We start from the raw sequence: 17,343 nt of genomic DNA, 5'->3' as shown, positions 1-17,343 counted from the left end.
CCGTCACGACAGGGGAGGGCGCCTGATGCAACTTGCCGTGCTGGGAGGCTTCGTGGTGGCGGGAATGGCCCCGCTGCTGCATCACTGGTTCGGGGCCCGGACGCCGCTGGTGATGGCCCTGCTGCCCGCCTCCCTGTCGGCCTGGCTGCTCGGCCAGTGGCCAGCGGTCGCCTCCGGCGAGGTCCTGCTGCTGGAGTGGGCCTGGGTGCCGGGGCTCGACATCACCCTGACCTTCCTGATCGACGGCCTCGCCTGGCTGTTCGCCATGCTGATCACGGTGATCGGCGCCCTGGTGCTGGTCTACTCGGGGGAGTACCTGCGTGGCCATCGCGACCTGCCGCGCTTCCTGGTGGTGATCACCGCCTTCATGATGTCGATGCTCGGCCTGGTGCTGGCCGACAACCTGGTCACGCTCTTCGTGTTCTGGGAGCTGACCAGCATCACCTCCTACCTGCTGATCGGCTTCAACCACACCGACCTCGCCGCCCGCAAGGCGGCGCTCCAGGGGCTCTTCGTCACCGTGGGCGGCGGCCTGGCGCTGCTCGCCGGGTTCGCCATGCTCGCCGTGGCCGGTGACAGCTGGTCGCTGGCCGAGCTCACCCGCCGCGGCGAGCTGCTGCGCGAGCATGCGCTCTACACGCCGCTGCTGGTCTGCGTGCTGCTGGGCGCCTTCACCAAGTCGGCGCAGTTCCCCTTCCACTTCTGGCTGCCCAACGCCATGGCGGCCCCCACGCCGGTCTCGGCCTACCTGCACTCGGCGACCATGGTCAAGGCGGGGGTCTATCTGCTCGCCCGGCTGCATCCCGCTCTCGGCGGCACCGATGGCTGGGTGATCACCCTCTCGCTGGTGGGGGCGCTGACCATGGCCACCGGCGCCTTCCTGGCGATCCAGCACACCAACGTCAAGAAGCTGCTGGCCTACTCCACGGTGATGGCGCTGGGCACCCTGACCATGCTGCTCGGCATCGGCACCGAGGGGGCGCTGGTCGCCTTCGTGATCTTCCTGCTGGCTCACTCGCTCTACAAGGGGGCGCTGTTCATGGTGGCCGGCATCCTCGACCACGAGACCGGCACCAAGGACGTCACTGCCATGGGGGGGCTGCGTCGGGTGATGCCGATCACCGCCGCCGTGGCCGGGGTCGCCGCCCTGTCGCTGGCCGGGCTGCCGCCCTTGCTGGGCTTCGTGGGCAAGGAGCTGATGTTCGCGTCGGTACTGTCCGTCGATGCCTGGCGCCCCCTGATCCTGCTGCTGGCCTTCACGGCGGCCTTCCTGACCCTGGCCGTGGCGGCCATCGTCGCCCTGCGCCCCTTCTTCGGCGTCCCGCGCGAGACTCCCCGGGCGCCCCATGAGGCGCCGCATGCCATGCTCGCGGGGCCCGCCCTGCTGGCCGCGCTGTCGCTGTCGTTCGGCCTGGCCCCCGGTCTGCTCGATCCCCTGGTGGGCGCCACCGTGGCGGGCATCGGCGCGCCCGGGGCCGAGGTGCACCTCGCGCTGTGGCACGGGGTCAACCTGCCCCTGCTGCTGTCGCTCGCTAGCCTGCTGCTGGGCCTGCTGGCCTACCGCCACTGGGATCGCCTGCGGGCATGGCTGGCACGCCTCGAGCCGCTCATGGCCCGCGGCCCCGAGGCCGGCTACGAGGCGCTGATGGCCGGCATGGTGAGCGTGGCCGGCTGGCAGACCCGCATGCTGCAGAACGGGCATATTCGCAACTACCTGGTGGTGACCCTGCTGGTGCTGGTGGGCCTGGTCGGCCATGCGCTCGTCTTCCGGCACACCCTCGAGTTCGACTTCGCCCTGGCGGTCTACTTCCACGAGGCCGTGGTCGCCGGCCTGATGATCGCCGGTGCCGTGGCGGCCTGCGTGATGCGCTCGCGGCTGGCAGCGGTGGCCGCACTGGGCATCATGGGCTTCTCCATCGCCCTGACCTTCGTGCTGTTCAGCGCCCCGGACCTGGCGATCACCCAGTTGCTGGTGGAGACCCTGACGGTGATCCTGCTGGTGCTGGTGCTGTTCCGCCTGCCGCGCTTCGCCACCCTCTCCACGCCCATCGAACGGCTGCGAGACCTTGCGGTGGCGAGCCTCACCGGCGGCCTGATCACCCTGCTGATGCTCTCGGTGCTGTCCGGCGAGCGGCTGCCGCGGATCTCGGACTACATGACCGCCAACAGCCAGCCGCTGGGCCATGGCCACAACATCGTCAACGTCATCCTGGTCGACTTCCGGGCGTTGGATACCCTGGGCGAGATGTTCGTGCTGGCGTTGGCGGCTATCGGCGTCTACGCCATGCTGCGCTTCCATGCCGAGGCGTACGATGCCCGGCGCCAGGCGCCGCCGCCGGAGAGAGACGATGGTTAGATCGGGCACACTGATCCTCAATGCCGCGGCGCGGCTGCTGCTGCCGCTACAGCTGCTCTTCTCGCTGTTCCTGCTGCTGCGCGGGCACGACGAGCCGGGGGGCGGCTTCATCGCCGGCCTGGTGGCGGCGGGAGCCTTCGCGCTCTACCTCTTCGCCCGTGGGCGTCGCGCCCTGAGCGAGATGCTCAAGGTGTCGCCCCGCGACCTGGTCGGCATGGGACTGCTACTCGGGGTGCTCGCCACGCTGCCGGCCTGGTGGGTCGGCGAGCCCTTCTTCACGGCCCAGTGGTGGACCATCCCGGTCATCGACTTCAAGGCCTCGACGCCGCTGATCTTCGATATCGGCGTCTATCTGGTGGTAGTGGGCTCGGTGCTCACCGCGATCACCGCCCTGGTCAAGACCGACGATCAGGAAGACGACGAACACTGAGGAGGCTCCATGGAACCCTTGATGGCCATCACCATCGGCGTCCTGTTCGCCGCCGCCATCTACATGATGCTGCGCCGCTCCATCGTCAAGCTGGTGATCGGGCTGATGCTGCTCTCCAATGCCGCCAACCTGCTGATCTTCGCCACGGCGGGCATGGTGCGCGGCGCACCGCCGCTGGTCCCGCAGGGCCTGACGGCGCCCGAGGGCCCGGTGGCCGACCCGCTGCCCCAGGCACTGGTGCTCACCGCTATCGTCATCGCCTTCGGGGTGCTGTCGTTCGCCGTGGTGCTGGTGCGTCGTGCCTGGGAGATCGTGCGTGCCGATGACCTGGACAAGATGAAGGATACCGACACGTGAATCCCCAGATCGCGCTGCCCATCCTCATCCCGCTGCTGTCGGGAGCTCTGTCGCTGGTGTTCTGGCGCTCCCGGAGCATGCAGCGCTTCGTCGCCGTGGCCGGTACCGCTGGCCTCTTGCTGACCAGCCTGTGGCTGCTGGCCACGGTCAATCGCGACGGCATCCTGGTGATGCATATGGGCGGCTGGCCCGCGCCCTTCGGCATCAGCCTGGTGGCCGACCTGCTGGGGGCGATCATGGTGGTGCTCACCGGCATCATCGGCTTCGCCGTGGCGCTCTTCTCGCTGGCCACGGTAGGGCGCGGTCACGAGGCCTACGGCTACTTCCCGCTGATGCACCTGCTGCTGGCCGGGGTCGCCGGGGCCTTCCTCACCGGCGACATCTTCAACCTCTACGTCTGGTTCGAGGTGATGCTGGTGGCGTCATTCGCGTTGCTGATCCTGGGCAGCGAGAAGGCGCAGATGGAGGGGGCGATCAAGTACGTCACCCTCAACCTGGTCTCCTCGGTGACCTTCCTGGTCGCGGTGGGGCTGCTCTATGGGATGGTGGGCACGCTCAACATGGCCGACATCGCCCGTCGCCTGGCGACCCTGGAGGACGACGGCATGGTCGATGTCCTGGCGATGATGTTCATGGTGGCCTTCGGCATCAAGGCGGCGGCCTTCCCGCTGTTCTTCTGGCTGCCGGCCTCCTACCACACCCCGCCGGTGGCCGTATCCGCGCTGTTCGCCGGCCTGCTGACCAAGGTCGGGGTCTATGCGCTGTTCCGGGTGTTCACGCTGATCTTCAACCAGAGCCCGGGCTATACCCACGAGATCCTGCTGTGGGGGGCGGGGTTCACCATGCTCTCCGGGGTGCTGGGCGCGGCGGCACAGTTCGAGTTCCGGCGCATCCTGTCGTTCCATATCGTCAGCCAGATCGGCTACATGATCCTGGGGCTGGCGCTGTTCACGCCCCTGGCGATCATCGGCGGGGTCTTCTACATCATGCACCACATCATCGTGAAGACGAATCTCTTCCTGGTCAGCGGCATCATCCATCGGCTGCGTGGAACCTACCAGCTCAAGTCGCTGGGCGGCTTCTATCGCAGCCACCCCTGGCTGGCCGTGCTGTTCCTGATCCCGGCGCTGTCGCTGGCCGGCATGCCGCCCCTGTCCGGTTTCTTCGCCAAGTTCATCGTGATCCGCGCCGGCATCGAGGCCGAGGCCTACGGGGTGACCTTCATCGCCCTGCTGGTGGGGCTGCTCACCCTCTATTCGATGATCAAGATCTGGGCCGAGGTGTTCTGGAAGTCGGCGCCGCCGGAAGGGGACGTCGACCCCTATCCGGCGGTCAATCCGCGCGAGATGTGGCTGATGGCCACGCCGGTGGTCGGCCTGGCGCTGTGCACCCTGTTCATCGGCCTCAATGCCGAGCCCATCTTCGCCCTGGCCGAGGCCTCGGCCGGCCAGCTGCTGGCGCCCGAGCGCTACATCGAGGCCGTGCTCGGCGAGGCCGGGGAGGTGACGCCATGATCGGGGCCGCCTGGAACCTGCTGCTGGGCTTCGCCTGGGTCGTGCTCACTGGCGACTTCAGCGGCCGCAACCTGCTCGCCGGGCTGTTCTTCGGCTACCTGGTGCTGGCGCTGATCCAGCCCCAGGTGCCGGCACTGGCCGGGCATGCCCAGCGGCTGCCACGGTTGATCCGTTTCGTCGGCTTCTTCCTCAAGGAGCTGGTGATGGCCAACCTCAAGGTCTCCTACGACATCGTCACCCCGCCCTGGTACATGAAGCCGGGGGTGATCGCCATGCCCCTCAAGGCCAGCACCGAGTTCGAGATCGCCTTCGTCGCCAACCTGATCTCGCTGACGCCGGGTACCCTGAGCCTGGATGTCTCCGACGATCGCCGCGTGCTCTACATCCATGCCATGTTCCTGGACGACGAGCCGGAACTCAGGCGCAGCCTGGCGGAGCTGGAGCGCCGGGCACTGGAACTGTTCCATTAGTGAAAGGAGGTGACCCCGTGTCGACCGTGATCCTGCTGAGCCTGGCGGTGATGGCCCTGGCCCTGTGCCTGGCCTTCGTGCGCCTGTTCCGCGGGCCCAGCCTGCCGGACCGGGTGGTGGCCCTGGAGCTCTTCTCGTCGATCCTCGTCGGCATCATCGGGGTGATCGCCATCGCCACCGATGTGCCGAGCCTGCTCGACGTGGCCATCGTCATGGCACTGATGGCGTTCATGGCCGCCATCGGCTTCGCCCGCTTCCTGGAACGCGGGGGGCCCCGGGATGACTGAGTTGATCAAGGGCAGCCTGATACTGGCCGGGGCGATCTTCATGTTCCTGGCGGCGCTCGGGGTGGTGCGCCTTCCCGACCTGCTGACCCGCATGCACGCCACCACCAAGGCCGCGACCCTGGGAGCCACCCTGATCATGCTGGCGGTGGCGCTGCACTTCGGCCAGGTGGCGGTGGTGGCGCGGGCCTTCGGCGTGATCCTCTTCATCATGATGACCGCCCCGGTGGCGGCCCATGTGATCGGCCGGGCGGGCTATTTCGTCGGTTCCCGGCTGTGGAGCGGTACGGTGAAGGACGAGCTCAAGCCCAACTACGACCCCCTCACGCACCGCCTGAAGAGCCACCTGGAGACCGAGGCCAACGCCGCCCGGCCCCCGCGTGACCCCGAGGACGCCCCCTGACCCTCGAGTAAGCGTTGCATGTCTCGTGAAGGCCGCCCGCGGGCGGCCTTCTGCATGACGCCTTCATGGCGGCGGAATATCATGTACAATATCTATACATTGAATTTCTCTTGTCCATGAATCACGCCATGAGGGGGGCGCCATGCGTCGCATTACGGCTCTGTCCGCCCGAGGTGCCGCCCGCCGAGGCGGATACGCCACTTCCCATTGCCCGAAGTCATCTGGCGGGAGGTGGGCATGAGCACCGAGATCGCCTGGTTTCGCCACGACCTGCGCCTGGCCGACAACCCGCTGCTGGCCTTTCCGACGCCGCCCGAGCAGCTGCTGTGCGTCTACGTGCTCGACGCCAGCTGGCTGGAGTCGGCCCTGCCCGGGCTGGCGGCGCGACGGGTCGGCCCGGCCCGCCTGCAGTTCCTCTGGCAGAGCCTGATCGAACTGCGTGGCGAGCTGCTCAAGCGCGGCAGTGACCTGCTGGTGCGCATCGATGATCCGGTGACGGTGGTCGCGGACCTCGCCGAACGGCACGCAGCGACCCGGGTACGCGTTCGCCACGACGCCGGTTGCGACGAGGACGAGGCGGTGGCGACCCTCGCCGCACGGCTCGAGGGGCGTTGCGAGGTGGTGAGGACCGACGGGGGCATGCTGTTCGATGCATCGAGCCTGCCCACCGGCGTGGCCGACCTGCCGACGAGCTTTTCCGCCTTCCGTCGGCGAGCCGAGAAGGCCTCGCAGGTCCCGGAGAGCGGCCCGGCCCCGGTGACCCTGCCGCCCTGGCCGCGGGAGGCCGCCCGGGGGCTGCCGCCCCTGCACGAGGTGAGTCCCGAGGCCGCCGGCTGGCAGCCCGACCCGAGGGGCCGGTTCCGCTTCGCGGGCGGCGAGGCGGCCGGGCGGGCCAGGCTCGACCATTACCTGTGGGACACCGCGGCCGTGGCGCGCTACAAGCAGACCCGCAACGGCCTTGTCGGTGCCGACTTCTCCACCCGGCTCTCGCCCTGGCTGGCACATGGCTGCCTCTCGGCTCGGCAGGTGCACGATGCGGTGCGCGCCTGGGAGAACCGGCATGGCGGCAACGACTCGACCTACTGGCTGGTCTTCGAGCTGCTGTGGCGCGACTACTTCCACTGGGCGGCGCATCAGGAAGGGCGCAGCCTGTTCGGCGCGCGGCCGCTGCCCGACGCGGGGGCGAGCTTCGCTGCCTGGCGGCAGGGCAGGACCGGGATGCCCCTCGTCGATGCCGCCATGCGCGAGCTGGCCGCCACCGGCTGGCTCTCCAACCGGGCTCGCCAGAACGCGGCGAGCTTCCTGGTGCGCGACCTCGGCGGGGACTGGCGCCTGGGCGCGGCCTGGTTCGAGCATTGCCTGGTCGACCACGACGTGGCCAGCAACTGGGGCAACTGGCGCTATCTGGCCGGGGTGGGGCGCGATGCGCGGCCGCGTGCCCTGGACGTCCAGGACCAGGCCGGGCGCTACGACCCCGACGGCACCTATGCGGCGCTCTGGGCGTCTGCCGTCGCTGCGCATGGGGAGGCGCCCTGATGCGCGCCTCGATCCCTGCACTGCCGCTGTGGCTCGGCCTGGCCGGCCTGCTGCCCTTCCTGGCGAGCGTCGCGGCGGCATGGCTGGCGCCGGTCGCCTGGCAGGTCGTCGCCGTCCGGGCCTTCCTGGGCTATGGCGCGGTGATCCTCTCCTTCCTCGGCGGGGTGCAGTGGGGCGTGGCCATGTGCCGGGAGCGCCCGGGCGAGGCCGCCTTCCGGTGGCGCATGTTGCTCGCCATGGTGCCGAGCCTGGTCGCTTGGCCGGCGCTGCTGCTCCACCCGCTCACCGGTGCCTGGGTGCTGGCCATCGGCTTCGTGCTGGTGCGCTTGCATGAACTCTCCCGGGAGGGTGGGGCGAGGCTGCCCGGCTGGTACCAGGCCCTGCGCATGCCCCTGACCCTGGTCGTGCTGGCCTGCCACGCGCTGCTGATCTGGCGGCTCTGGGGGAGCTGAACGGGCTGGCCTGGAGGCCGGTTCTGGGCGATGATCGGGCGCATCATGGAAACGTCCTGCAGGAGCGACGATGAGACGGATGCTGACCACCCCCCTGCTGCTGGCCCTGCTGGCCGGCTGCCAGGCCGCGCCTCCCAGCGAGGCCAGCGTGGACCGCGAGGCGGAACGCGGCGAGACGACCGACGCCGTGGCCGGTGAGCCGGCGGCCGCGGCAGACTTCGCCAGCTGGCTGGCCGACTTCCGGCGCGAGGCGCGGGCAGAGGGCATCGGCGAGGCGACCCTGGCGCGAGCCCTGGACGGCCTGCGCTATCGTCCGCGGGTGATCGAGCTCGACCGCTCCCAGCCCGAGTTCGTGCGGCCGATCTGGCAGTACCTGGACAGCGCCGTATCGGCGACCCGGGTGACCACCGGGCGGGAGCGCCTGGACGCGCACCGCGCCACGGCCCGGGAGATGGAGCGGCGCTACGGGGTGCCCGCCGAGGTGATCGTCGCCATCTGGGGCATCGAGAGCAACTACGGCGGCAACTTCGGCGACTTCTCGACCCTGGAGGCCCTGGCTACCCTGGCGTACGACGGCCGCCGTCGCGACTTCGCCCGCGGCGAGCTGCTCGCGGCGCTGCGAATCCTGGAGGCCGGGGACATCTCGCCCGAGCGCATGCAGGGCTCCTGGGCCGGTGCCATGGGACACACCCAGTTCATTCCCTCGAGCTTCGAGGCCTATGCCGTGGATGGCGACGGCGACGGGCGGCGAGACATCTGGGGCAGCATCCCGGACGTGATGGCCTCCACCGCCAACTACCTCGACAGTGCCGGCTGGCAGGCAGGGCAGCCCTGGGGCGTGGAGGTCCGCCTCCCCGACGACTTCGACTACGCCGAGACCGAGATGTCCACCCGTCGCCCCAGCCGCGACTGGGCCGGACGTGGCGTGCGCACCCTGGACGGGGAGCCGCTGCCCGACTTCGCGGCGGCCTCGGTGATCGTGCCTGGTGGTGCGGAGGGCCCGGCCTTCCTGGTGGGCCCCAACTTCCGTGCCATCCTGCGCTACAACAACGCCACCAGCTACGCCCTGGCGGTAGGCACCCTGGCCGATGAGGTGGCCGGCCGCGAGGGCGTGGTGCAGGGGTGGCCCCGTGAGGAACAGCCGTTGAGCCGGAGCCAGGTGCGCGAGATGCAGCGCCTGCTCAATCAGCGTGGCTTCGAGGTGGGCACGCCGGACGGCATCATGGGCCCCAACACCCGCCGTGGCCTGCGCGAGTTCCAGGCCGCCATCGGCACCACGCCGGATGGCTTCGCCACCCGCAACCTGCTCGAGCGCCTGAAGCGCTGAGCCCCGGACCCGGAGGAGACCATGACCCTGACGCTGACACGTTATCGCCTGCCCCTGCTGGCTGCCCTGCTGCTGAGTGCCGCGTCGCCGGCCATCGCCGAGGACGAGGACAAGGTCTTCGGCTGGGTGGAGAAGGCCACCCTGGAGCCCTGGGGCGTGGAGGTGAAGGCCAAGCTCGACAGCGGTGCCCTGACCTCGTCACTGGACGCCCGCGACATCGAGGCCTTCGACAAGGAGGGCGAGGAGTGGGTCCGCTTTCGCCTCAGGCTCGAGGACGAGGCCAGCGGCGAGACCTTCACCGAGCGCATGGAGCTGCCGCTCTATCGGGACCTTCGGGTGCGCGGGGCTGGCGGCCGTGACGAGCGGCCGGTGGTGCTGATGAAGGTCTGCCTGGGCGATACCGTCTACGAGGAGCAGTTCGGGCTGCGCGACCGCGAGGAGATGAACTACCCGCTGCTGCTCGGGCGCCGTTCCATCGGCCACCTGGGGCTGCTCGACGTGCGCGAGACCTTCCTCAACGAGCCCGACTGCGACGACGATGCCCCGTTCGTCGCCCACGACCCGGACGAGGAGGAGTAGCCCGCGAGCTCAGAAGAGCCGGGCGAGAAGGGCCGTCACCGCGGTCTCCACCCGCAGGATGCGCGGGCCCAGGTGGATGCCCTCGCAGCCCGCCGAGAGCAGCTTTTGCACCTCCCAGGGGATGAAGCCCCCCTCCGGGCCCACCAGCAGCAGCACGGGCTCGTCGAGGGCGCGGGGGCAGTCTCCGGGCAGGCCGGGGTGGGCCACCAGGCCCCGACGGTCCTCCAGCAGGCCCGGCAACCGTTCCTCGACGAAGGGGCGAAAGCCCTTGGCCAGGACCACCACCGGCAGCTGGGTATCGCGGGCCTGCTCCAGCCCGAGCACCAGGTGGCGGTGGATCTTCTCCTCGCCGAGTTCCGGCGACTGCCAGTAGCTCTTCTCCACGCGGCGGGTGTTGAGCAGGGTAATGTGCTTTACGCCGAGGGCGGTGACGTGCTCCAGGGTGCGGGCCAGCATCCGTGGGCGGGGCAGGGCGAGCACCAGATGCACCGGCAGCGCCGGCGGCGGTGCCTGGTCCAGGGCGGCGACGTCGAACAGGGCCTCGCCATCGTCCAGGGCCAGCAGTTCCCCGCGCCCCAGGTGCCCCCCTTCGATGCCCAGCGTCAGGATGTCGCCGGGACTCGCCCGGTGCACCTCGCGCAGGTGGGCCAGGCGCCGCGGGTCGCGGACCCGGGCCAGGCGGTCGTTCTCGATGTCATCGGCAGAGAGCAGGATCAGGTTCATGGGGCCTCGCGTTGGCGGCTATGCCTTGCATGGTGGGTGTCGCGGTGCACAATAGCCGTAAAGGGGCAGCCGCCCCTTCGTATAACAAGGAGCAGCGCCGTGCGCGTGATTCGCAAGTATGCCAACCGCAGGCTCTATGATACCGAACAGAGCCGCTATGTGACCCTCGAGGACCTGCGCGGCCTGATCCTCGACGAGGTGCCCTTCCGCGTGGAGGATGCCAAGAGCGGCGAGGACCTGACCCGCACCATCCTGCTGTCGATCATCATCGAGCAGGAGCAGGCCGACGGTGATGCGCAGGTGTTCTCCAACGACCTGCTCGCCCAGTTCATCCGCGTCTATGACATGGCCCAGCCACTGCCCCTATCCCGGTATCTGGAGCAGGGCACCAAGCTGATGCTCGAGCAGCAGAAGCGCATGCAGGACCAGTGGCAGCAGGCCATGCGGCACTCGCCCATGGAGCTGATGCGCGAGTTGGCCGAGGAGAACATGAAGTTCTGGCAGAAGACCATCAACCAGGCCGGCCCCCCCGACGAGGACGACAAGGGCGGCGGCAAGCCGTGAGCGGCGCCCCGGGCGAGTTTCTGACATAATGCCGCGACGTTTCTTGCACGGTTGTGAGGTAGCACAGCGGATGAAGGTCCTGATCATCGGCGGCGGTGGCCGCGAACACGCCCTGGCCTGGAAGGTCGCCCAGTCCCCCCGGGTAGAGACCGTCTTCGTCGCGCCCGGCAATGCCGGCACGGCCCGGGAGCCGGGCCTCGAGAATGTCGATATCGGCGCCTCGGACCTGGCGGGCCTGGTGGCCTTCGCCCGGAAGCAGGAGGTGGCGCTGACCATCGTCGGTCCCGAGGCGCCCCTGGTCGAGGGCGTGGTCGACCGCTTTCGCGAGGCGGGCCTGGCGATCTTCGGGCCGACGGCCGGTGCGGCCCAGCTCGAGGGCTCCAAGGCCTTCTCCAAGGATTTCCTGGCCCGGCATGCCATTCCCACCGCCGACTACCGCACCTTCACCGCGGTAGCGCCGGCCCTCGAGTATCTGGAAGAGAAGGGCGCGCCCATCGTCATCAAGGCCGACGGCCTGGCCGCCGGCAAGGGCGTCATCGTGGCCATGACCCGTGACGAGGCGGAAGCCGCGATCCGCGACATGCTCGAGGCCAACGCCTTCGGCGATGCCGGGGCCCGGGTGGTGATCGAGGAGTTCCTCGAGGGTGAGGAGGCGAGCTTCATCGTCATGGTCGACGGCGAGACGATCCTGCCCATGGCCACCAGCCAGGACCACAAACGGGTCGGCGACGGCGACAGCGGCCCCAACACCGGCGGCATGGGCGCCTACTCCCCGGCGCCGGTGGTCGCCGACGAGGTCTTCGAGCGCATCATGGCACGGGTCATCCGGCCCACGGTGCGCGGCATGGCCGAGGAGGGGCATGCCTACACCGGTTTCCTCTATGCCGGCCTGATGATCGACGCCGACGGCAACCCCAAGGTGATCGAGTTCAACTGCCGCTTCGGCGACCCCGAGACCCAGCCGATCATGCTGCGCCTGCGCGCCGACCTCGCCGAGCTGTGCCTGGCCGGGGCCCGCGGCGAGCTGGCCGGCCATGCCTGCGACTGGGACCCGCGTGCCGCGGTGGGCGTGGTGCTGGCCGCCGGGGGCTACCCGGGCAGCTACCGCAAGGGAGATGCCATCGAGGGGCTCGAGGCCGCCGAGGCCACCGGCTGCAAGGTCTTCCATGCCGGCACCGCCGAGGATTCACAGGGCCGGGTGGTCACCGCCGGGGGGCGGGTGCTCTGCGTCACTGCCCTGGGGGACGGCGTGGGGGCGGCCCGCGACCTGGCCTATCAGGGGGTGGCCGAGATCGCCTGGCCCGACGTGCTCTACCGCCGCGACATCGCCCACCGGGCCATCGCCCGGGAGCGCGATGACGCTTGATGGCGTGCGGTGCCGATACAACAAGATCAGGAGCGAGGATGGAGCGTGTCAGACTGAGCTTTCCCACGGATGACGTGGTGCACCGTCACCCGCTGACGGTGCGCATCACCGACATGAACTACGGTCGCCACCTGGGCCACGATGCCCTGGTGTCACTGCTGCACGAGGCCCGCGTGGCGGCCCTCGCCTCGCGGGACCTTCGCGAGTGGGACCTCGGCGGCTATCCCTGCGTGGCGGCGGATCTCGCCGTGCAGTACCAGGCCGAGACGCGCTGGCCCGATGCCCTGGTGGTCGAGACGGCCATCCCCGAGCCGGGACGCAAGGCGATCGGCGTCTACCATCGCATCCTGCGCGAGGCCGATGGCGTGACGGTGGCCACGGCGCGGATCAACCTGATGCTGGTCGATCCGCAAAGCGGCCGACCGGTGGCGATCCCGGCCGACGTGCGGTATGCCCTGGCAGGAGCGAACTGATGTCCCGGGAGTATCCGATCATCGCCCTGACCGGCTCCTCCGGTGCCGGCACCACCACGGTGAAGCGTACCTTCGAGCGGATGTTCGCCCGGGAGGCGGTGCATGCCGCCTTCGTCGATGGCGATGCCTTCCACCGCTACACCCGCCAGGAACTGGCGCGGCTCCTCCTCGACGAGCCCGAGCGCAAGGACGAGCTTTCCCACTTCGCCGTGGAGGCCAATCTGCTCGACCGGCTCGAGGCGCTGTTCCAGGAGTACGGTGAGCATGGCAATGGCACCTACCGCCACTATATCCATGCCGAAGACAAGCAGATGATCGAAGCCGGCTACCAGGTGGGCACCTTCACCGAATGGCAGTCGCTGCCCTGCGGCACCGACCTGCTGTTCTACGAGGGCCTGCACGGGGGGCTGGTCACTGCCGAGCTCGACATCGCCCGCCACGTTGACCTGCTGGTAGGGGTGGCGCCCACCATGAACCTGGAGTGGATCCAGAAGATCGATCGCGACATGCGTCACCGTGGCTACTCCCAGGAGGCTGTGATCGATACCATCCTGGGGCGCATGGACGACTACGTGCGCTACATCCAGCCGCAGTTCTCGCGTACCCATATCAATTTCCAGCGGGTGCCTACGGTGGATACCTCCAACCCCTTCGAGGTGCAGGACATCCCCACCGATGCCGAGTCCTTCGTGGTGATCCGCTTTCGCGACCCGGCCACGGTGGACTTCCCCTACCTGCTGGCGATGATCCAGGATGCCTTCATGAGCCGCCCGCACACCCTGGTGGTGCCGGGGTCACGGCTGTCGCTGGCCATGGAGCTGATCCTGGGACCGCTGGTCCGCCACCTGCTCGCCCAGCGGCGCTTCCGTTGACCCGAGACCCGACCGGAGGAACGACCCCCATGGATTGCCTGTTCTGCAAGATCATCGATCGCGAGATTCCCGCCGACATCGTCTATGAGGACGATGCGGTGCTGGCCTTCAACGACATCAATCCCCAGGCACCCACCCACATGCTGATCGTGCCCAAGCAGCATATCGCCACCCTCAACGACATCGAGGAGGACGACCTGGCGCTGGTCGGCCGACTGCAGTACACCGCCGCGCAGCTGGCGGCGGAGAAGGGCTTTGCCGAGGAGGGCTACCGGGTGGTAATGAACTGCAATGACCAGGGTGGTCAGACCGTCTATCATATTCACATGCACCTGATGGGCGGTCGTCGCTTCACTTGGCCGGCTGGCTAGCTGGCGCTCTGCGGCTCGCGCCGCGCGCGACAGGCGTACGACGCATCTGGTGCATTCTCGAGAGACCCGCCATGCCCCGTTCCCTTTCCCGCACCGACAACCTCATCCACCAGTTCGATACCGTGCTGAGGACCCTGGTGCCCCATGCGGCCGCGCCCTCGCGTCCGTCGCCGGCGACCCCGGAGATCCATGACGAGCCGCTGAGCGACGCGGAGCGCCGGCACGCCGCCGGGCTGATGCGCATCAACCACACCGGCGAGGTGTGTGCCCAGGCCCTCTATCAGGGCCAGGGATGCACCGCCAAGCTGCCGGAGGTGCGCGACCAGATGGAGCAGGCCGCCCAGGAGGAGATCGACCACCTGGCCTGGTGCGATACCCGTCTGCAGGAACTGCATGACCGGCCCAGCCTGCTTAACCCGCTGTTCTACGCGGCTTCCTTCAGTCTCGGTGCCACGGCCGGCGCGGTGGGCGACCGGATCAGCCTGGGTTTCGTGGCCGCCACCGAGGAGCAGGTGGGCCACCATCTGGAGGAGCACCTGGTCAAGCTGCCGCCGGGTGACCAGCGCTCACGGGCGGTGCTGCGCCAGATGGCCATCGACGAGGCCCACCATGCCCAGCTGGCCCTGGAGGCCGGTGGCGCCCGCTTCCCCGCGCCGGTCAAGCTGGGCATGAAGCTCATGTCGAAGGTGATGACCAAGAGCGTCTATCGACTGTAAGCGCCGAGTTGCTCAGTGACGGGCGGCAGGTGTCGAGGAAGCCGACGAGAAACCCCGCAGGATGTCGAGTCCGGCGGGGTTACGTCGTTTAAATCGGCATCGGCAGTGACATCATCCTGCGGCGCTCGGCGCCTACTCTTCGACGATGGTGAAGGAGTGGGTCATCTCGACCCCGCCCTTGACCAGCATGATGGAGGCGCTGCAGTACTTCTCGGCGGAGAGCTCCACGGCACGGGCCACCTGCTTTTCCTTCAGTCCCTTGCCGCTGACGGTGAAGTGCACGTGGATCCTGGTGAAGACGCTGGGGACCTCGTCGGCGCGCTCGGCCTCGAGGCTGGCCACGCAGTCGGTGACGTCGGCGCGGGCCTTGTCCAGGATATTGAGAATGTCGAAGGAGGTGCAGGCGCCCATGCCCATCAGCAGCATCTCCATGGGCCGCGGGCCGGTGTTGCGGCCGCCGTGGTCGGGCGGGCCGTCGATGACCACGCTGTGGCCGCTGCCGCTCTCGGCGACGAATTGGCGTCCATCGGTCCATTTCACGCTGGCTTTCATGGGATCGGCTTCCTTCAGTTGAATTCGCAGGTCAGGCAGCATAGCAGCTGCGGCTCCTGTGCTCAGCCTCGGTGCATTACTCGAATATCGCTTGAGGCTTTATCGGCGACGGGCCTGCGAGGGGGCGCTGTGAACCCCTCCCTGGGCGCTACCGATGCCCTGCTGCGCTCTCGCGTCCCGCTCCGCTTGCAGGACCGGTGCTGGCCATCCGTGGCCAGCCCGTTCGGAGCAGTGCTCCTCACCCCTGGCATAGGCCCCCTCTTCGGCCTGTCCCCGACGCCTCTCGCTTCGGTTCACTGCTTGTGCCTTGCCTGCAGCCACTGTTCTAGTGCCGCCAGCCGCTCGGGCGTGCCCACATCGATCCAGGCGCCGCGGTGGTGATGGCCGCCGATGCGCCCCTCGGCCATGGCGCGCCTGAGCAGCGGCGCCAGGGCGAAGGCACCGGGCGCCTCGTGGGCCACCAGCGCGGGGTCGAGCAGGCTGATGCCGGCGAAGGTCAGCCGTGGCTCGCCCTCGGCGTGCACCCGGCCACCGGCGTCCAGGTGGAAGTCGCCCTGCGGATGGTGGTCGGGGTTGTCCACCAGCACCAGCCGGGCCAGGTCGTCGCCCAGCGCGGGCAGTGCCGCCGGCTCCAGGTCGCACCAGACGTCGCCGTTGACCAGCAGGAAGGGGGACTGGCCGAGCAGGGACAGCGCCTGGCGGATGCCGCCACCGGTCTCCAGCGGTCTCGCCTCCCGGCTCCAGGCGATGTGCATCCCGAAGGCGGCGCCGTCACCCAGCGCCGCGACGATCTGCTCGGCGCGGTAGCTGACGTTGATGACCACCTCGCTGATGCCGCTCGCCCGCAGGCGTTCGAGGTGGTGGACGATCAGCGGCTTGCCGCCCACCTCGAGCAGCGGCTTGGGGCAGTGGTCGGTGAGCGGGCGCATGCGGGTGCCGAGCCCTGCGGCCAGGATCATCGCCCTCATGCGCCGGCCTCCAGGCGCGCCGCCAGTGCCGGGCGGAAGGTGTCGACGAGCCAGGTCTTCAGGCCCGCGTGACCGGGCAGGTCGGCGAGGCTGTCCTCCAGATGGCCGAGGAAGTGCGGCAGCCGCTCGAGGTAACCCTCGCGGGCGTCGCGGAGGGTCAGCCGGCAGAAGATGCCGAGCACCTTGAGCGCGCGCTGGGCGGCCATGGCCTGTGCCTGGCGATGGAAGGTCGCGGCGTCGACATCGCCGAGGAGCCTGCCGTCGGCGACGGCGCGCACTCGGAAGGCCTCCACCCAGGCGGCGAATCGGGCCGGGGGGAATCGGCAGTAACGACCGCGCAGCAGCGAGATCAGGTCGTAGCTGAGCGGTCCGGCCACGGCATCCTGGAAGTCGATCAGGTGCAGGGCCTCGTCCTGCACCATCAGGTTCATGGCGTCGAAGTCGCGATGCACCGCAACCACCGGCTGGGCCAGGGCCTCGGCGATCAGGACCTCGCGCAGTGCCGCCCAGCCCGGCGGGGCGGCCATGTCCAGCCACTCCCCGAGGCACCAGTCGGGGAAGAGGTCGAGCTCGCGGCCGAGCAGGGCGGCGTCATAGGCGGGCAGCCCCTCGACGGGGGCGCGATTCTGCAGCGCGTGGATCAGCTCGAGGGCGCGTTCGTGCCAGGCCAGGGTCGCGGGGGCATCATCGCCCTGGAAGCACTCCTGCAGCGGGGTGTCGCCCAGGTCGTCGAGCTCGATGAAGCCCTGTGCCAGGTCGACGCCATGCACGGCGGGCACGGGCAGGCCGGCCGAGCGCCAATGCTCGGCGATGGCCACGAAGGGACGGCTGTCCTCCCGGTCGGGCGGGGCATCCATCAGCATGCGGGTGGTGCCGTCGGGCAGTTGCAGGCGGAAGTAGCGCCGGAAGCTGGCGTCGCCGGCAGCGAGTCGCACCGCGATGGCGGACGCCGGCAGCGCGTGCCGGCGGGCAGCCCACTGGCGCAGCCGTTCCGGTCGCGTGGTGTCGGTGGCCTCTGGCATCGTCGTCT

21 protein-coding genes are annotated in these 17,343 nt (G+C 69.2%); 17 read left to right on the top strand and 4 right to left on the bottom strand.

Annotated elements, in window-relative coordinates:
• Positions 1–25: 25 nt before the first annotated feature.
• From QLQ83_RS18105 to rloA3, 11 genes are all read left to right on the top strand, one after another.
• Complete coding sequence (locus tag QLQ83_RS18105) at positions 26–2,356, top strand: putative monovalent cation/H+ antiporter subunit A (protein ID WP_282736904.1); 2,331 nt, start codon at positions 26–28, stop codon at positions 2,354–2,356.
• Positions 2,349–2,786, top strand: coding sequence for a Na+/H+ antiporter subunit B (locus QLQ83_RS18100; protein WP_282736903.1), 438 nt, complete (start codon positions 2,349–2,351; stop codon positions 2,784–2,786). Before QLQ83_RS18105 ends, QLQ83_RS18100 begins: the two co-directional genes overlap by 8 nt.
• A gap of 9 nt (positions 2,787–2,795) precedes the next feature.
• The gene (locus QLQ83_RS18095; RefSeq protein WP_282736902.1) at positions 2,796–3,143 is read left to right on the top strand and encodes a Na+/H+ antiporter subunit C; all 348 of its coding nucleotides are present in this window, start codon (positions 2,796–2,798) and stop codon (positions 3,141–3,143) included.
• Positions 3,140–4,657, top strand: coding sequence for a Na+/H+ antiporter subunit D (locus tag QLQ83_RS18090; protein WP_282736901.1), 1,518 nt, complete (start codon positions 3,140–3,142; stop codon positions 4,655–4,657). Before QLQ83_RS18095 ends, QLQ83_RS18090 begins: the two co-directional genes overlap by 4 nt.
• Positions 4,654–5,127: a Na+/H+ antiporter subunit E gene (locus QLQ83_RS18085; RefSeq protein WP_282736900.1), complete on the top strand. Its 474-nt coding sequence runs from the start codon at positions 4,654–4,656 to the stop codon at positions 5,125–5,127. The genes QLQ83_RS18090 and QLQ83_RS18085 overlap by 4 nt, the downstream gene beginning before the upstream one ends.
• A 17-nt stretch (positions 5,128–5,144) precedes the next feature.
• The gene (locus QLQ83_RS18080) at positions 5,145–5,414 is read left to right on the top strand and encodes a monovalent cation/H+ antiporter complex subunit F (RefSeq protein ID WP_282736899.1); all 270 of its coding nucleotides are present in this window, start codon (positions 5,145–5,147) and stop codon (positions 5,412–5,414) included.
• Positions 5,407–5,814, top strand: a complete 408-nt coding sequence (gene mnhG, locus QLQ83_RS18075) for a monovalent cation/H(+) antiporter subunit G (RefSeq protein ID WP_282736898.1) — start codon at positions 5,407–5,409, stop codon at positions 5,812–5,814. Before QLQ83_RS18080 ends, mnhG begins: the two co-directional genes overlap by 8 nt.
• 237 nt (positions 5,815–6,051) lie before the next feature.
• On the top strand, positions 6,052–7,350 hold the full coding sequence (locus QLQ83_RS18070) for a DASH family cryptochrome (protein WP_282736897.1): 1,299 nt from the start codon (positions 6,052–6,054) through the stop codon (positions 7,348–7,350).
• Positions 7,350–7,802: a DUF3429 domain-containing protein gene (locus QLQ83_RS18065; RefSeq protein ID WP_282736896.1), complete on the top strand. Its 453-nt coding sequence runs from the start codon at positions 7,350–7,352 to the stop codon at positions 7,800–7,802. Before QLQ83_RS18070 ends, QLQ83_RS18065 begins: the two co-directional genes overlap by 1 nt.
• A gap of 70 nt (positions 7,803–7,872) precedes the next feature.
• Positions 7,873–9,129 (top strand): lytic murein transglycosylase, encoded by a 1,257-nt coding sequence (locus QLQ83_RS18060; protein ID WP_282736895.1) that lies wholly within the window; start codon positions 7,873–7,875, stop codon positions 9,127–9,129.
• A 21-nt stretch (positions 9,130–9,150) separates the two neighbouring features.
• Complete coding sequence (gene rloA3 / locus QLQ83_RS18055; protein ID WP_282736894.1) at positions 9,151–9,708, top strand: retropepsin-like aspartic peptidase RloA3; 558 nt, start codon at positions 9,151–9,153, stop codon at positions 9,706–9,708.
• Positions 9,709–9,717: 9 nt separating this feature from the next.
• Here rloA3 and QLQ83_RS18050 read toward each other — a convergent pair whose 3' ends face one another.
• Positions 9,718–10,431 carry a 16S rRNA (uracil(1498)-N(3))-methyltransferase gene (locus QLQ83_RS18050; RefSeq protein ID WP_282736893.1) on the bottom strand — a complete coding sequence of 238 codons (714 nt, stop codon included), beginning with the start codon at positions 10,429–10,431 and terminating at the stop codon, positions 9,718–9,720.
• Between the two features lie 99 nt (positions 10,432–10,530).
• On the opposite strand from QLQ83_RS18050, the gene phaR reads away from it, so the two are divergent.
• From phaR to coq7, 6 genes are all read left to right on the top strand, one after another.
• Positions 10,531–10,995, top strand: a complete 465-nt coding sequence (gene phaR, locus QLQ83_RS18045) for a polyhydroxyalkanoate synthesis repressor PhaR (RefSeq protein WP_282736892.1) — start codon at positions 10,531–10,533, stop codon at positions 10,993–10,995.
• A 70-nt stretch (positions 10,996–11,065) separates the two neighbouring features.
• Positions 11,066–12,361 carry a phosphoribosylamine--glycine ligase gene (purD, locus tag QLQ83_RS18040; protein WP_282736891.1) on the top strand — a complete coding sequence of 432 codons (1,296 nt, stop codon included), beginning with the start codon at positions 11,066–11,068 and terminating at the stop codon, positions 12,359–12,361.
• A gap of 38 nt (positions 12,362–12,399) precedes the next feature.
• Positions 12,400–12,834 (top strand): acyl-CoA thioesterase, encoded by a 435-nt coding sequence (locus QLQ83_RS18035; protein ID WP_282736890.1) that lies wholly within the window; start codon positions 12,400–12,402, stop codon positions 12,832–12,834.
• Positions 12,834–13,706 carry a phosphoribulokinase gene (locus QLQ83_RS18030; protein ID WP_282736889.1) on the top strand — a complete coding sequence of 291 codons (873 nt, stop codon included), beginning with the start codon at positions 12,834–12,836 and terminating at the stop codon, positions 13,704–13,706. Before QLQ83_RS18035 ends, QLQ83_RS18030 begins: the two co-directional genes overlap by 1 nt.
• Before the next feature lie 29 nt (positions 13,707–13,735).
• Positions 13,736–14,077, top strand: a complete 342-nt coding sequence (locus QLQ83_RS18025; protein WP_282736888.1) for a histidine triad nucleotide-binding protein — start codon at positions 13,736–13,738, stop codon at positions 14,075–14,077.
• A gap of 71 nt (positions 14,078–14,148) precedes the next feature.
• On the top strand, positions 14,149–14,793 hold the full coding sequence (gene coq7 / locus QLQ83_RS18020) for a 2-polyprenyl-3-methyl-6-methoxy-1,4-benzoquinone monooxygenase (protein WP_282736887.1): 645 nt from the start codon (positions 14,149–14,151) through the stop codon (positions 14,791–14,793).
• Between the two features lie 132 nt (positions 14,794–14,925).
• Here the strand turns inward: coq7 and QLQ83_RS18015 are convergent, their stop codons facing one another.
• From QLQ83_RS18015 to QLQ83_RS18005, 3 genes are all read right to left on the bottom strand, one after another.
• Positions 14,926–15,345 (bottom strand): OsmC family protein, encoded by a 420-nt coding sequence (locus QLQ83_RS18015; RefSeq protein ID WP_282736886.1) that lies wholly within the window; start codon positions 15,343–15,345, stop codon positions 14,926–14,928.
• Between the two features lie 293 nt (positions 15,346–15,638).
• A complete protein-coding gene (gene murU / locus QLQ83_RS18010; RefSeq protein ID WP_282736885.1) occupies positions 15,639–16,313 on the bottom strand; it encodes an N-acetylmuramate alpha-1-phosphate uridylyltransferase MurU in 675 nt (224 codons plus the stop codon).
• Positions 16,310–17,335: an aminoglycoside phosphotransferase family protein gene (locus QLQ83_RS18005; protein ID WP_282736884.1), complete on the bottom strand. Its 1,026-nt coding sequence runs from the start codon at positions 17,333–17,335 to the stop codon at positions 16,310–16,312. Before QLQ83_RS18005 ends, murU begins: the two co-directional genes overlap by 4 nt.
• Between the last annotated feature and the right edge of the window lie 8 nt (positions 17,336–17,343).

The organism is Halomonas rhizosphaerae (genome assembly GCF_030010555.1).
Classification (GTDB): domain Bacteria; phylum Pseudomonadota; class Gammaproteobacteria; order Pseudomonadales; family Halomonadaceae; genus Halomonas; species Halomonas rhizosphaerae.
Note: the sequence above shows the minus strand (reverse complement) of the source record. Positions and strands in the feature narration are given on the sequence as shown.

Coding starts and splice junctions, on each gene's coding strand:
- QLQ83_RS18105 (WP_282736904.1), top strand. CDS start 26: ATGCAACTTGCCGTGCTGGGAGGCTTCGTGGTGGCGGGAATGGCCCCG.
- QLQ83_RS18100 (WP_282736903.1), top strand. CDS start 2,349: ATGGTTAGATCGGGCACACTGATCCTCAATGCCGCGGCGCGGCTGCTG.
- QLQ83_RS18095 (WP_282736902.1), top strand. CDS start 2,796: ATGGAACCCTTGATGGCCATCACCATCGGCGTCCTGTTCGCCGCCGCC.
- QLQ83_RS18085 (WP_282736900.1), top strand. CDS start 4,654: ATGATCGGGGCCGCCTGGAACCTGCTGCTGGGCTTCGCCTGGGTCGTG.
- mnhG (WP_282736898.1), top strand. CDS start 5,407: ATGACTGAGTTGATCAAGGGCAGCCTGATACTGGCCGGGGCGATCTTC.
- QLQ83_RS18070 (WP_282736897.1), top strand. CDS start 6,052: ATGAGCACCGAGATCGCCTGGTTTCGCCACGACCTGCGCCTGGCCGAC.
- QLQ83_RS18065 (WP_282736896.1), top strand. CDS start 7,350: ATGCGCGCCTCGATCCCTGCACTGCCGCTGTGGCTCGGCCTGGCCGGC.
- QLQ83_RS18060 (WP_282736895.1), top strand. CDS start 7,873: ATGAGACGGATGCTGACCACCCCCCTGCTGCTGGCCCTGCTGGCCGGC.
- rloA3 (WP_282736894.1), top strand. CDS start 9,151: ATGACCCTGACGCTGACACGTTATCGCCTGCCCCTGCTGGCTGCCCTG.
- QLQ83_RS18050 (WP_282736893.1), bottom strand. CDS start 10,431: ATGAACCTGATCCTGCTCTCTGCCGATGACATCGAGAACGACCGCCTG.
- purD (WP_282736891.1), top strand. CDS start 11,066: ATGAAGGTCCTGATCATCGGCGGCGGTGGCCGCGAACACGCCCTGGCC.
- QLQ83_RS18035 (WP_282736890.1), top strand. CDS start 12,400: ATGGAGCGTGTCAGACTGAGCTTTCCCACGGATGACGTGGTGCACCGT.
- QLQ83_RS18030 (WP_282736889.1), top strand. CDS start 12,834: ATGTCCCGGGAGTATCCGATCATCGCCCTGACCGGCTCCTCCGGTGCC.
- QLQ83_RS18025 (WP_282736888.1), top strand. CDS start 13,736: ATGGATTGCCTGTTCTGCAAGATCATCGATCGCGAGATTCCCGCCGAC.
- coq7 (WP_282736887.1), top strand. CDS start 14,149: ATGCCCCGTTCCCTTTCCCGCACCGACAACCTCATCCACCAGTTCGAT.
- QLQ83_RS18015 (WP_282736886.1), bottom strand. CDS start 15,345: ATGAAAGCCAGCGTGAAATGGACCGATGGACGCCAATTCGTCGCCGAG.
- murU (WP_282736885.1), bottom strand. CDS start 16,313: ATGAGGGCGATGATCCTGGCCGCAGGGCTCGGCACCCGCATGCGCCCG.
- QLQ83_RS18005 (WP_282736884.1), bottom strand. CDS start 17,335: ATGCCAGAGGCCACCGACACCACGCGACCGGAACGGCTGCGCCAGTGG.